Source organism: Novipirellula methanifontis, from assembly GCF_052161655.1.
In the GTDB taxonomy this organism is placed as follows: Bacteria; Planctomycetota; Planctomycetia; order Pirellulales; family Pirellulaceae; genus Novipirellula.
On sequence record NZ_CP197418.1, the window covers coordinates 4,533,544 to 4,547,195 of the forward strand.

Annotated in this window: 10 protein-coding genes; 9 read left to right on the forward strand and 1 reads right to left on the reverse strand. The window is 53.6% G+C overall.

What is annotated here, in order from left to right; all coding sequences use genetic code 11:
* Positions 1–98: 98 nt before the first annotated feature.
* The 9 genes from SH528x_RS16070 to SH528x_RS16110 all read left to right on the forward strand — a co-directional run bounded on the left by SH528x_RS16070 (position 99) and on the right by SH528x_RS16110 (position 12,603).
* Positions 99–3,659, forward strand: coding sequence for a family 16 glycoside hydrolase (locus tag SH528x_RS16070; RefSeq protein WP_442511533.1), 3,561 nt, complete (start codon positions 99–101; stop codon positions 3,657–3,659).
* A 181-nt stretch (positions 3,660–3,840) separates the two neighbouring features.
* The gene (locus tag SH528x_RS16075) at positions 3,841–5,454 is read left to right on the forward strand and encodes a family 16 glycoside hydrolase (protein WP_442511534.1); all 1,614 of its coding nucleotides are present in this window, start codon (positions 3,841–3,843) and stop codon (positions 5,452–5,454) included.
* A 230-nt stretch (positions 5,455–5,684) separates the two neighbouring features.
* On the forward strand, positions 5,685–6,893 hold the full coding sequence (locus SH528x_RS16080; RefSeq protein WP_442511535.1) for a sialate O-acetylesterase: 1,209 nt from the start codon (positions 5,685–5,687) through the stop codon (positions 6,891–6,893).
* 675 nt (positions 6,894–7,568) lie between these two features.
* Positions 7,569–8,114: a hypothetical protein gene (locus tag SH528x_RS16085; RefSeq protein ID WP_442511536.1), complete on the forward strand. Its 546-nt coding sequence runs from the start codon at positions 7,569–7,571 to the stop codon at positions 8,112–8,114.
* A gap of 124 nt (positions 8,115–8,238) precedes the next feature.
* Entirely contained in the window at positions 8,239–9,054 is an 816-nt protein-coding gene (locus tag SH528x_RS16090; RefSeq protein ID WP_442511537.1) for a DUF4261 domain-containing protein, read from the forward strand.
* A gap of 585 nt (positions 9,055–9,639) precedes the next feature.
* Positions 9,640–10,068: a hypothetical protein gene (locus SH528x_RS16095; RefSeq protein WP_442511538.1), complete on the forward strand. Its 429-nt coding sequence runs from the start codon at positions 9,640–9,642 to the stop codon at positions 10,066–10,068.
* 794 nt (positions 10,069–10,862) lie between these two features.
* Positions 10,863–11,333 carry a hypothetical protein gene (locus SH528x_RS16100; RefSeq protein ID WP_442511539.1) on the forward strand — a complete coding sequence of 157 codons (471 nt, stop codon included), beginning with the start codon at positions 10,863–10,865 and terminating at the stop codon, positions 11,331–11,333.
* 256 nt (positions 11,334–11,589) lie between these two features.
* A complete protein-coding gene (locus SH528x_RS16105; protein WP_442511540.1) occupies positions 11,590–11,988 on the forward strand; it encodes a hypothetical protein in 399 nt (132 codons plus the stop codon).
* 57 nt (positions 11,989–12,045) lie between these two features.
* Positions 12,046–12,603, forward strand: a complete 558-nt coding sequence (locus SH528x_RS16110) for an ankyrin repeat domain-containing protein (protein ID WP_442511541.1) — start codon at positions 12,046–12,048, stop codon at positions 12,601–12,603.
* 62 nt (positions 12,604–12,665) lie between these two features.
* Here SH528x_RS16110 and SH528x_RS16115 read toward each other — a convergent pair whose 3' ends face one another.
* Positions 12,666–13,631, reverse strand: a complete 966-nt coding sequence (locus tag SH528x_RS16115; RefSeq protein WP_442511542.1) for an alpha/beta hydrolase family protein — start codon at positions 13,629–13,631, stop codon at positions 12,666–12,668.
* Positions 13,632–13,652 lie beyond the last annotated feature (21 nt).

The following is a 13,652-nucleotide window of genomic DNA, read 5'->3' on the forward strand; positions in this document are numbered from 1 at the left end:
TCTTCTGACTTCTGGACGGACTATATTGGTAGCCAATCAAGCCCCCACTCGGTGTCTTGATCGAATCGTATAGAGTTCTGCCACACTCGCCCCTCCCCATGCCCCCACCTGTTATGCTTCGCCTCCATTCTGCTATTTGTTCGCTTGTTTTTGCGTCCGTTATCTTGCTCTTCCATCACGTCGCCACCGGGGAAACGGTGGCTTCAGTCCGCGATGCCGCTTCGTCGTCGCACGTACCCGCTGGCTGGGACCCTGCGTTGGCTGGCGATGAGGTGATGCAGCGACTTGCAAGAGTGACGGGGGCAAAGGTGAAAGGGGCTCACGATTCAGAATTTGTCATCGTCAATGACAAAGCCTACATCGTCGCCGAGCTAAGCGATCAGCAGGCGGGGGAAAGTCCCGCTTGGCCTGAGATTTATTGTGCGTTGTCCATCGTCGATTTGAAAACGCTGGCGGTCAAAGAGATCGTGCCCTTCGCACGCGGCGAGCAAACGTATGCGAACGCGAAGCTGCCCGTCGGTGCTTGCTTTGTGCCTCGCATTCGGCAAGCCAACGACACAACACTTCGTTGCTACTTTGCAAGTGAGCAGCCCGGCGTCCGGCAATCGCAAACCTGGTATCGAGATTTTGATCTGCAATCCCGCAAGTTCAGTGACACGATTCACAAAGTGAAATTGAAAACGGCGGCGGGCACGTTTGACATGCAGCCACGCTACTTGCACGCCGACGCGGCGGTCGGCGGATTCAGTAAGCCGCCTCGAGATTACGGATTCTACCTTTTCGATGCATTTAAAACATTTGACAACAAAACTTATGTTGCCCTGAACAATTTCCCGGGCAAGCAGAATGCCTTTGCAATCGCTCATGACGACTTTGCCACATTCGAAGTGGTGGGCCATTTCAATGAACCGCAATCCGCACAACTCAGCGAGTCGGCGGTCAATCAATTGCCTGACGGAACGTGGATGGCGATCTGTCGCAACGACGGTGGGAACTATCATTTCACTACCAGCGTCGACGGCAAATCGTGGACCGTGGGGCGAGAGTTGCCATTTGTAACCAACGGTGCAAATTCAAAGCCAACGTTCGATAAGTTTGGCGACAGCTATTATCTCGGATGGCAGGAAGCCACGAAAATTCAGGGCGTGAATCGTAGTGTTTTCAATATCGATATTTCACGCGATGGCAAGTCATGGAAGCGGAAGTATCGCTTCGAGACGACGCAATCGTTCCAATACCCAAGTTTCCATGAGCACGACGGAGCGATTTGGCTGAGTGTAACGCAAGGTGACACGTCGCCGAGTCGCAAAGAGCGGATCATGTTCGGCAAACTCGAGACGACTGGCGAGTTTGAATCTCAAGTCGGTAAGAAACGCAAACCGATCGCGGCCCCTCCTGTACTAGTTGCAGCGGAACAAGCCGCTGTGCTGAAGCCCGGCGTCAAACTGTTCACTGATCGCGACTACACGTTGACCGAAGCCCCCGCATTGCTGATCGGACGCCGTTTTTTGCGGACCAGTATCGAAGGGTTCGAAATTGAGTGCGTGAAACCTGGCGAAGTGTTTGCGATGACGCTCAGCAAACCTCACCCGGCCAACCAGAGCGAGAAGTTGTTGAAGCAGGGATTCACGAAGGTCGATACACCCGAGTTTCAGCTCTTTCGCGGCGAGATCAACCGCGTGTTTGCTTACCGAAAAGCATTGAACCCTGGAGACCGATTGCGGTTCGATAAAACAACGTTCTTGGTACTCGGCGAAGAAACTCAGGTTACGTCGCGGCCGACGAAGGGCAAGGCGGCTCAAAACGAATCGCCACAACAAGCTGCCGCCCGCATCAAGCAAATGGAAAAGATTGCCGAACTGGCACTTGTCCCGCCCACCCTGAATACATCACCGCTGCCCGAATACGGCTACGACAAGCTCGATTACGGGATGACGATCGGAATCGAACGAACCCCCAAAGGGCGTTTGTGGGCGTGCTGGGTTGCCGGTGGCGACAGCCCCGAAGCCTTCTTCGTGTTGGCGACCAGCGATGATGATGGCCAGTCGTGGTCACACCCTCGCTTGGTGGTCGATTCGCACGACAAAGATCTGCCGCGACCTCGCAGTATCCTGGTCGGTAACCTATGGACCGATCCGCTCGGGCGTTTGTGGCTGTTCTTCGATCAGTCGATGGACATGTATGACGGTCGTGCCGGTGTCTGGGCCACTCGCTGTGATAATCCGGATGCAGCGGATCCCATTTGGTCGTCGCCTAAGCGTATTGCGGATGGTGTGATGCTGAACAAGCCAACGGTGTTGTCCAGCGGCGAATGGATGCTACCCATTTCGTTAGACCAGCGTCCTGGCTTTGGGCCGTTTCGCGGTTGTTTTGCCAAACTGGACCCGCTGCGTGGAGCGAGTGTCCATGTTTCGACCGATCAAGGGGCCACGTGGCAGCGCCGCGGTGCCGCTCAGTTTCCGAACCCCGATTGGCACGAACACATGATTGTCGAGCGTACCGATGGATCGCTTTGGATGCTCGCACGAACCGCCAAAGGGATGATGCAGACGACGTCCAGCAACGGCGGTCGCACTTGGAAATCGGCGACACAGCCGGCAGGAATCCGTCAACCCAATGCTCGTTTCTTTCTCCGCCGCTTGGCATCGGGACGCATTCTGCTGGTGAAACATGGTGACAAAATCGATTCGCACCAAGGCCGCGTTCAATTGAGTGCATGGCTTTCCCAAGACGAGGGCAAAACATGGTCAGGCGGTTTGGTCTTGGACGAGCGAAAGGGGATCAGCTATCCCGATGGCTTCCAGGCACCCGATGGCACGGTCTATATCTCCTACGACCGTAACCGTGCGACCGACGGTGAAATCCTGATGGCTCGCTTTAACGAAGAGGATGTGCTGGCGAAAAAGCTTGTTAGCAAGCGAGCCAAACTTCGCATGCTGATCAGCAAGCCGATGGCAAAGAAGATCGCGAAAATGACGGAGGCGGAAAGTCGCCAAGGTTTTGTCGAGCTATTCGATGGCGAAACGTTTGACGGTTGGGAGCAGGGCGGTAATTGGCGAATCGAAAACGGTGCATTCTTTCGTGCCGCCAACGGTGGTCCGCTGACGTACAAACGCAAAACCGTTCCTGATGATTTTGAACTCCGCTTCGAATGGAAAGTATCCAAGGGCTGTAACAGTGGCGTGTATTACCGGCCCGGACAAGTCGAGTATCAAGTGCTCGATAATATCGACAGTCCTTATGGCGAGAATCCACGGCAAGCCGCGGCGTCATTGTTCTTCTGTATGGCACCGTCCAAAGATGCAACACGTCCGGTGGGCGAGTGGAATAGTGGGCGAGTCGTTTGCAAGGGAACGGTGATTCAGCATTGGCTCAACGGCGAGAATGTCCTCGACTTTGATTACACCGATCCCAAGTGGGCCGAAATGGTGAAGCTGTTGACGATCCGTGGCGGCGATTTGACCGGACGCGGCGGTGAACTGTGGTTGCAGGATCACGGACAACCGGTTTGGTATCGCAACCTGCGTTTGCGACAGATCCCAGTCGAGGAACCGCTAAAGCCATCGCCGGATTTCAAACCGATGCCCATCCCAGCGGGAGCACTTGCGAAAGAGCAAGAACGAGTTCGGAAAATGTTAGAACAAGCAAAGTCGAAGTGAGGTCGTCGTTTGTGGTAGCGAAACTCGCCAAGAGTTTCGTCGTCGACTCACCGAATCCGAAACTCTTGGCGAGTTTCGCTACCATGATGATTACCACTTGGAATGGAATTCAACGCGAGACCGCATGACAGGCTGGAAGCCTCTCCCACATTAAATACCCATCCCTCCTTGGAAGTTCACCATGCGAAATGTTTTTAGATCCTTGGCACTTTTGCTTGTTGCCTTCGGTTGTTTTTCGTTTGCATCATCCTGTGATGCAGCGGAATCCGAACCGCCCAAGGGCTATCGTGCGATTTTCAACGGTGAAGATCTGTCGGGTTGGTACGGATGGAATCCGCACGCTTCGGCAAAACTTTCCGGAGAAAAGAAAGAGGCGAATCTTCGCGAGCAGCGGGCCGCATTTCCCGAGAATTGGTCGGTTGAAAACGGCGAATTGGTAAATGATGGTCACGGTCCTTACGCGACCACCGAACAAGAGTTCGGCAACATCGACCTGCTGATCGAGTACAAGACGGTGCCGAAAGCCGATAGCGGGATCTATTTGCGTGGCACCCCGCAAGTTCAGATCTGGGATTGGAATCAAACCTACGACGCGAAGCGACCGGACCGTAAACCGCATCAAGGTTCCGGCGGACTGTTCAACAATACGCCCGGAACGTTGGGACGCGATCCGATCATGCGAGCCGACAAGCCGTTTGGTCAATGGAACCAGTTGCGGATTCGCCAAGTCGGCGACCGAACTTGGGTTTGGCTCAACTCGCGAGCTGTCGTCGAAGGCGCAGTGATGGAGAACTATTGGGATCGAACGCAGCCGTTGCCCGCCAAGGGGTCGATCATGTTGCAAACTCACGGCGGCGAGATTCGCTGGCGGAACATCTTTGTTCGTGAGATTGGCGAGCAAGAGAGCGAAAAAATCCTGGCAGCGTATCGCCCTTTGCCGCAACCAACACATTACGACGTCGCCTACGGACCGCATCTGAAACAAGTGCTGCATTTCTGGCAAGCCGAGTCCGACAAACCGACGCCGGTGTTGTTCTTTATCCATGGCGGCGGATGGAGTGGTGGCGGACGGTTGAGTGGTTTGGTGAACATGTTGCCGACAATGTTATCCGAAGGCATTTCGGTGGTCTCGGTCGAGTATCGCTTTGTCGCCGAAGCCACGGCCGATGGTGTGTCGCCACCGGTCGAAGGACCACTCAGCGATGCGGCGCGGGCGTTGCAGTTTGTCCGCAGCAAAGCCGAGGAATGGAATCTTGATAAGCAGCGAATTGGTGCCTCCGGTGGATCTGCCGGTGCCTGCTCGAGTCTCTGGTTAGCCTTTCATCCCGAGATGGCGGACTCTGACAGCGAAGATGCCGTGGCCCGAGAGTCAACGCGGTTGTGGTGTGCCGCCGTCACGGGGGCTCAAACCACGTTGGATCCGAAGCAGATGAAAGAGTGGACTCCCAACAGCCGCTATGGCGGGCATGCGTTCGGTTTCCATGGCGACCCCGCAAACAAGTTGTCGGCGTTCGATCAATTCCTTGCCAAACGTGATACGATCTTGCCATGGATTGCCGAGTATTCGCCGTACGCACTCGTCAGCTCCGATGATCCCCCGGTGTACCTCAGCTATTCGGCAGCTCCGGCACTCGGCCAAGCCCAGAAAGACCCCACGCACACCGCAAACTTTGGCGTCAAGTTGCAAGAGCATTGCGAAGAAGCGGGTGTGGATTGCGATTTGGTCTATCCTGGTGCCGAGAACGTCGAGCACGAAACAACAACGGACTACCTAATTTGGAAATTGAAGTCCTAAAAGTGGGATAGGCTTCCAGCCTGTCATCCGCAATTGAATTAAAGGTAGCGAAAGTCGCCAAGACTTTCGTCAAGCCACAACCAATGTGGGATAGGCTTCTAGCCTGTCGTCAAGCCACAACCATCCGAAACGCTTCGCGAGTCTCGCTACGAAATGACATCACCTCCAAATGGACTCGTCGGGGTGCCGCAAGACAGGCCTGGAAGCCTATCCCACATTGAAAGCTTCACATGAAAAACTTGTTTTTGTTCACAGCGATCTGTTTGCTTTCGGTGTCAGCATCTCATGCGGCGGACCCGGCCAAACCGCCGATCAAGGTCTTTATCCTGGTAGGGCAATCCAATATGGAAGGCCACGCCAAAGTCGAGACGTTCGACTACATCGGAGACGATCCTGCGACGTTACCGCTTCTGAAGAAAATGCGAGACGACGACGGCAAGCCGCGCGTGTGCGAAGGAGCTTGGATTTCCTATCTGACGGGGCGAGGAGACAATAACGGCGAAGGATTTGGCAAGCTGACTGCGGGCTACGGATCACGATCCAACCCAAGTGAAGACGGAGGCAAAATTGGTCCCGAGTTTACTTTCGGTTTGAAGATGGACGAGGTCTACGATCAACCAATACTGATTATCAAAACCGCATGGGGCGGCAAGTCGCTGTACTACGATTTCCGTCCTCCGAGTGCTGGAGTCTATCCACGAACCGAGCAAGACATCGCGCGAGATCGTAATCCCGAGAGCGGTTCAGGGCACTATTACCGCTTGATGGTTGATCATGTGAAACATGTGCTGAGCGACATCGAGCGAGTTTGTCCCGAGTACGACGAGAAGCAAGGCTACGAGATTGCCGGTTTTGTTTGGTTCCAAGGATTCAACGACATGGTCAACCGCGATGTCTACCCAACCTTGCCAAAGGAAAGTCCCGAGAACCGCTTTGCCAAATACAGCGACTGGATGGCCGATTTTATACGCGACGTACGCCGTGACCTTGATGCGCCTAAGATGCCGTTTGTGATCGGCGTGATGGGCGTCAGCGGTGAGCAGGCGAATGAGGACAATTTGAAGTTCCGCGAAGCGATGGCGGCACCGGCATCACTCGCTGAATTTCGCGGCAATGTCATCGCGGTACCAACCTCGCCATTCTGGGACGAGCCATTGGCGGCGATTCAGGAGAAATACGAATCGGTGCGTCAGATGAGCTATTTGCTGCGGACTAAAAACAAGAACCACGCCAACGCAGATGGCTCGATGAGCGAGCAAGAGCAACGCGAGTTTTTGAAGAAGTTCGAGTCCGAATTGGTCAGCCCCGCCGAAGTCGCGATGCGAGAACGCGGCGCCTCCAACGCCGGTTACCACTACCTCGGCTGCGCGAAAACGTTCGCCGAAATGGGCGTCGCCTTCGCCGACGCAATTTTGCAGATGTCCGACAAAAAGCCGTAAGGTTCACGCCAATTCATTGTCGTTTTTCGCTCCGCGAAAAAAACGTCGCCCGTAGCTCACCCGCAAGCCGCCACGGCCTAACCACGGTTCAGGGCCCCGCCAGCCGCTTTGGCGTTGAAGCCGAAAGGTTGCTCTGTAGCTTCCAGGCTGTGCCTCCGCCGAGACAAGCTCGGACGGAAGGATCTAGTGCGGTCCTGGAACGTTTGAGTCCATGCCATTCGGGCAATTCCGACTGCGAGTAGGCGATTTTTAACGCCGGCGCTCCAAACACAATCCGTTATGTTGTGCTAACACGTGTTAGGGTTCCGCGTTCTTCAGACAGAAAGATTGGTGCGACAGAAAAATTAGAATGACAGAGTAGCGAGCGCCCTGTATTTCTGCCTTCATGTTTCTGTCACACATTTTTTTAGCCTGTGGTCAGTTAGCAGGGACGAAGCGTATTTATTGCAGGGAGTGCATTGATTACCGTGCTGCAACGTCCCTCGCATGGTCGATTTGATTTGCGATGGCGTCGGCGATACACTGACTCCGGCCAGGACTGCTCGTCGGTGGATCGCAGTGCTAAACGCTTGACGAACGATGGCGGAGCAGTCGAGCATACTACAACGCTTTCCAAATGGTCACCTTTCCGTTCGTGTCGGGTGATCTTGGCGTTGGCATCAAGGAGATATTCCGATGAGGCTGTTTGCAAAATTCATTGCTGTTGGTTGCGTGCTTTCGGTGCTGTCGTCATGTCCAGGAATTTCGGCACAGGAATCAGAAACGAAGTCGGACCCGTCGAGAGTCCGCGTGGGTACATTTGATTCTCGTCTTGTCGCGACTGCTTATGTTCGCTCTCAAGCATTTCAGCAGCGTCTCGCAAAAATGCAATCCGATCTTAAGGATGCCAAGGCGTCGGGAGACGAGAAACGGATCAAGCAACTTGAAGCCGATGGTCAAGCGTTACAAGGCTTGGTCCATAAACAAGCCTTCAGCACTAGGCCGGTTCACGATATCCTGGAAACGATCAAGGAGAAGATGCCTGAAATCGCAAAGCAGGCTGAAGTCGACGTGGTCGTGTCGAAATGGGATTTTGTTTTTCTAGGAAAGGATGTGGATGCGGTCGACATCACCGATCTGATGGTTGAACCATTTTTCCCCACTGATGAAACGCTAAAGGTACTCGCAAGCCTTCGCGAACGAGATCCGGTCCCCTTGGACGAAATCAGCAAACACAAGTAAAGCTGACTTCGCGAAGATGCTAACCATTGTTGAACGGGAGCGGCGAATCCGGCGAGTTCTGAAGTCAACACGTAACGCAGTCGCCCCGTTACGACGTGCGGTTTGAGCGAAAGGCTAATTGTCGATGTCAATGCAGATGGCGGAGCTCCACTATACCTCGACACCGTCATACGACGCGGGTGAGATTGTTGCGCGAGCGGAGGAACTACTCGGTTCTGGTATCGAATCACCTACATCCGATTCGGGTAGTGGATCGCTGCTATTCTTCCACAAAAATCACAGCGTCCAGTACAAAGACGGTGCGGTTCCGCCGCAGACTGCGATTCTTGCCACCGACAAGTCGACCGATCCCGCAGCTTACGCTGACCGCGTGCAGCAATCGTGGTTCTGCGACGATGCAGCCGAACGTATCCGTGCCAGCAAGTGTTCACGTCTTGTCACCGAACTGATGGCAGGTGGATTAGAGCCCGCCGAACGGATTCGATTGTTCCACGGCGTCTTACAGGCGTTTGTTGAGGTCACCGAACCACAGGCTATAGCGTTTGGCCATTCCCAGCAGATCGTGGCCGCTGACGCCTACCTCAAGTCCTGCTCAATGGCCCCGATTCAACGTCTTGGCTCGCTCAACGTACGGTTTTTCAGTATCAGTAATTCTGATGCCAAAGATATGATTATGGACACACGTGGTCTTGATGAAATTGGCCTTCACGATCTGCAATGCCATTTTCGCGGCCTCGACCCCAACAAAGTTAGCCAGTTGTTGTTGGATACCGGACTTTACATTTTTGAAAACGGTTCGGTAATCGAGTCTGGCCAGACCGTCGCTGGCACGGAACCTGATTCAAAATGGGGTTGCCAATTTGAGGATTCATTACTTGAACCCAAACGGGAATTATTGGATCTGAATCCGGGAGCACCCTATGCAGCGGGTGGCAGATAGCTGGGATTTCTAAGGGGTATACATACAGTCGAAAGCAATGGACGTTCGACTGAAAAAATCGGATGGCCGAACATTTAAAAACGTAGCTGCTGATGGTCACCTCTCCGTTGGTGTCGGGCGACCTCGGCGTTATTTGAGTAGAATACGATCGACACACCTTCCGCGTTGCTGGATTAACGGGCTACCTCATTGATTCGCTCATTGCAGTTCCGCACGGTCTTCATTCTGTTCCCGTCTGCCGACCCGTGCGGTCGACTCAGCCCCGCTGAATCCTACTACTACCATTCTTCATTCCTCTGTCCTCACCATTCGTCTGTCCATCGCTTTTGTCAGACAGAAAGATTAATGCGACAGAAAAATTGAAAGAAAAGGTGTTGAGTGCCTTATCTTCCTACCTCCATTTTCCTATCAAATCTTTTCTCGGCCCGTGATAGGTGACCACCGACCGTCGGCAAATCGTCGGGTTGCCGCGAATAAGCAATCCTGCGCGGCACACCAAGGCAATTGCGACAAAAATCTGGATTGACGCGCCTAAACTGCCAGCGAACATAGCCTGCTTAAATACCTTGTTACAGGCTACATCCAATGTGGAATACTTCGGCAGTTACACTCGCTGGCGCGACGGTTGTTGGTCTTGTCGTGTTGTCACTTGTGCTCGCAAAAAGCGATACCGTTGACGAATTTCAAAATCTGTTTGACATTCGAATCATTCGTCGCGCATCGCGATCACTCGGTCGATTTGGTCTCGGTTCGGTGATGTGGCTAACGACTTACATTGCGGTGATGATTCCGCTCATCCAAGCAACGAGCGATTCTCCCGTCATCTTAGTGTTGATCCCGCTGGTAACAGTCATGTTTCTTCTTGCCCGAGTGGCAATGCTAACACTACTGGATCCGGGCGCACGACGTATCCAGCCACCAAGGCAGTTTCCCTCATTTAGGGATGTTGATCACAGAAAGAATGACGAACCCGCTACAAGTGAGTTCAGTTTAGTTGACGATGACCAGAAGTAGTAGAACAAGGGGATGCCCACAAAGGCCTTGAGTGGCTCTTCGGTTGCTGGACACAACTGCCAATCGGTGCATTCGAGCTCGGCCCAGCTGAGTGCGCCTGCAACCATTTGGCTGTCGTCACCATTCATCTGTTCTTCGCTTTTGTAAGACCGAAAGATTGATGCGACAGATAAATTGAAAGAGGAGGTGTTAAGTGCCTTATCTTCCTACCTCCATTTTCCTACCAAATCCTTTCTCGGCGCGGGTGAATGTGCAGCGGAACCTTACGCTTACACATTTTGAAGTTGGGCATTTTAGTCGTAGGCCGGATCACGCAAACGGCGTAAATGCCGGATCGGCGGACGCAATTGAAAATTTCATATCGGTCCAAGGCTGATTCGAAAAGGCTACCGTTTGCGCCCATACGGGATGATTTGCGTCCTTGATCCGGCCTACAGCTTAACGGTCTGATCAATATTGACTTCCACGTTGCCGCGGTTCTGAATGCCGCAACGATTGCTTGGACAGGCACCGTTCCGGTTGTGTCCAATGCGTTTAATGATCGCTTGCCATCCGCGTACCTTTGGTCCGTTCTTGCAATCGGGATTGTGGGCGTTTACGTTGGTTATGTTGCCTGGCTGACTCGACATCACCTTGCCGCTTTACCTGGCGATTCAGGAACGGAAGGATAGCTATCCGGAGCAGCGGATCAGCGGTGGTCGCCAATCTCATCTACTTGCAAGTCGAAGCTCTCTACCCGCAAATCGCGGGCCTTATCTGGCTGAAACAGTACATCACCACAACGAAGGTGCACCATGGTCGAAGAGCAAATTCCGGAATCACGAACCTACCGGCACACCAAGTGTGGGAACGAGACAACGGTTGGCGAACAGTCGTTTGAACTGGTTTCCAACCCGATGTCCAGCATGGAGCAAACGCAATGTTCGAGCTGCAACGCGATGTTTCCGATTTCCGAATATGAATGGTCCGATACCGGCGAAACGATCTCCGACTATTACGCTCGCCATACCAAGAACGCGACCGATCGCCAGCGTTTTCTGTGCTCGAAGAAGTTCATGATTGGCCTGATCTTGCTCTCCGCCATTGTGACAGCGGGGGCCATCTCGGTCTTAGTCGCGGACAACAACATGCTCGCGAGAATCATTTCCCTTTTCGGTGGGCTGATGATCGGTGCGATGATTGGCATGGCGATATTCGTGTCTGCTTTCGCAAACCCGATTAAACGAAAAGTCTGTGGGGTCAGCGACACTCGGATGCTCACCTAAACAACGCGACAACTAGAAGGCAGATACCAAATGCGTCAACCCGATTGGCGAGCATGCGGGCCCCTGTAATCATTATCGTTCTTCACCACTCTTCTGTCCTTGGCTTTTATTAGACAGAAAGATTGGTGCGACAGAAAAATTGTAAGAGGGAGTGTTAAGTGCCTTATCTTCCTATCTCCATTTCCGACCAAATCCGTTCTCTGGGATGGCGGGCGTTATTCGGCAGAAGTCTGGACGCACCTACAAAGACATTGTCATGATTCTGACTCGCGACACAAAAATCGCCATCGCTCTCGGTGTGGTCGGTGCCGCAATCGGCTATTCACTATTGGTGTCGAATGTGCGCCATGATTTTGACACTGCCCCGCTGGTGCTGATGTTGTTTGGTGCAGTCTTGATCGTGCTTTGCCCGCTGGCCGCTTTGCTTTGGACGCTACATCAAAAGCGAAAACTACATGTTCGACGATACGACGTTTGCTGCGTGGTTGTTATGCTGGTCGGATTGCTAGGTCCGTCTCGCTTTGAACCGTTGGTGCCTTATCGGTTGGGCGACTTTTTCGGCTTGCTTTTTTGGAGCGGATTCTTAACGCTGGTTGGCCTGATGACCTATCGTTGGCGAAAAAGACGTGGTGTGCTTCAGCCTGAAACTCAATAATCGGCGTCAGGCTTCAAACTTTCCTCTGCGCACTCTGAAACCACGAGGTAGAAAACGTTGCATGACATCGAGACCTTCATTGAACTGATCCGTGACCGTCGGTTTCCAGACGCTTTGGAGATGCTCAGTGCGTGGCCTGCCCTGGCGACGAAGCGGACGGAACGATCTGGACAGCTTCACGGTGCAACGCCGCTTCACTGGGCCGCGCACCGCAACGCGACGGCACTTTGTCAAAGACTGATCGAACTTGGAGCGGATGTGAACGACTCTGCAAGCGATTGGTGGCTGACTCCGCTGTCATGGGGTGCGGATGCGGGTAGCGCCGAAGCGGTTGAACTGCTGCTTAAACACGGTGCCGATGTCAATCAAAATGCCATCGTCGGAACGACTGCGCTCCACGCGGTCGCTATGGGAGGTTCATCCCAAGGCAAAGGCGATCCGCAGGCCTATGAGCGAACCGCTGAAATACTGATCGCTCACGGCGCTGATATCAACCGACGTACGGAAAAACAACGAACGCCTCTCGATGAGGCGATCGAAAACGCGAATGATGCGGTCACTAATGTTCTGCGAAAGCACGGCGCTGAGAATTCCAGTTCGTCTAATAAAGAGTAGTTGCTGGCACCGCCACCGCGGATAAGGAATGTCCCCGACACTGCCCGTGACCGCACCCGTCGTTACTCGCCTTTTCTGTGTCGACTCTCGTGGAGGCTTTCGATCCAGGCGATTGCGGCTTCCGAGATCAATTCGTGACGTCCGTCAAAGATCGTGACGGTCGCGTTGCCGGAGCTGCGGCGGAACAACGGTTGTTTAGTGCCGTAGCTTGGATCAGAAAGCGATTGCTTCAGCGATTCGGGCACTTTGACTTCTTTGTCAAAGTAGGCGATCTCGTCCGCTGACAATCGGTCGTCCGCGGCAGCCACTTCGTTGAACGCTAACAATGAATGGCTGACAGGGACGCTGCCGTCGTGCCCGTCGCGAATCCCCGCGTTCAAATGAAGTTTGACGCCGGTGGCGTTCGCGAGATAAGTGAGCGGTGATCGTTTTCGGTATTCGGCGTCCACTTCGTCGCTGCTGCCCGGCGTTCCGCCACAGGAATCGACGACGTTCTTGTAATAGTTACGGTTGGCCAGTTTGCATTGGTGGTACCAAGCCGTCAGATCAGAGATGGGAACCCACGCCGAGACCCCCGCCCAGATCTCAGGATGATGGCCTGCCATCACGAGCGATGTGTAGCCGCCGCCGGAGGTGCCGACCAGATAGATGGATTTCGGATCGATGTTCGCCGTCTGTTTAGCGTAATCGACCGCGCTGACAATGTCTTTGACGACAAGATCGGAACCCGTTGCCTCGGGACGGAAATTGGGGCCTCGGAAATCGGGATGAATGTACGCCCAGCCCTTTTGGATACACCACTGTTGGATATCTTTATGACTATCTTGTTTGTAGTTCCCCGACCACGTGTGCAGAGCAACAACGAGAGGCACCGGATCGCTGGCGTTAGGATTGTAGAACATCGCCGGCTGCTGCGATTCGTCCGCAGAACTCTGGTAGCGGATCTCGGTGATATCGGCGGCACAAACGACATTGTCGGAGCCAATCGCGGCTACTGATAGAATAATTAGTGCGGAAATGAATCTCATCTTTCTGATGTCCTGCGGGTT

What these genes read in the sequence shown, in the direction of transcription:
- SH528x_RS16070 (WP_442511533.1), top strand. Translation starts at nt 99, where the DNA reads ATGCCCCCACCTGTTATGCTTCGCCTCCATTCTGCTATTTGTTCGCTT.
- SH528x_RS16075 (WP_442511534.1), top strand. Translation starts at nt 3,841, where the DNA reads ATGCGAAATGTTTTTAGATCCTTGGCACTTTTGCTTGTTGCCTTCGGT.
- SH528x_RS16080 (WP_442511535.1), top strand. Translation starts at nt 5,685, where the DNA reads ATGAAAAACTTGTTTTTGTTCACAGCGATCTGTTTGCTTTCGGTGTCA.
- SH528x_RS16085 (WP_442511536.1), top strand. Translation starts at nt 7,569, where the DNA reads ATGAGGCTGTTTGCAAAATTCATTGCTGTTGGTTGCGTGCTTTCGGTG.
- SH528x_RS16090 (WP_442511537.1), top strand. Translation starts at nt 8,239, where the DNA reads ATGTCAATGCAGATGGCGGAGCTCCACTATACCTCGACACCGTCATAC.
- SH528x_RS16095 (WP_442511538.1), top strand. Translation starts at nt 9,640, where the DNA reads ATGTGGAATACTTCGGCAGTTACACTCGCTGGCGCGACGGTTGTTGGT.
- SH528x_RS16100 (WP_442511539.1), top strand. Translation starts at nt 10,863, where the DNA reads ATGGTCGAAGAGCAAATTCCGGAATCACGAACCTACCGGCACACCAAG.
- SH528x_RS16105 (WP_442511540.1), top strand. Translation starts at nt 11,590, where the DNA reads ATGATTCTGACTCGCGACACAAAAATCGCCATCGCTCTCGGTGTGGTC.
- SH528x_RS16115 (WP_442511542.1), bottom strand. Translation starts at nt 13,631, where the DNA reads ATGAGATTCATTTCCGCACTAATTATTCTATCAGTAGCCGCGATTGGC.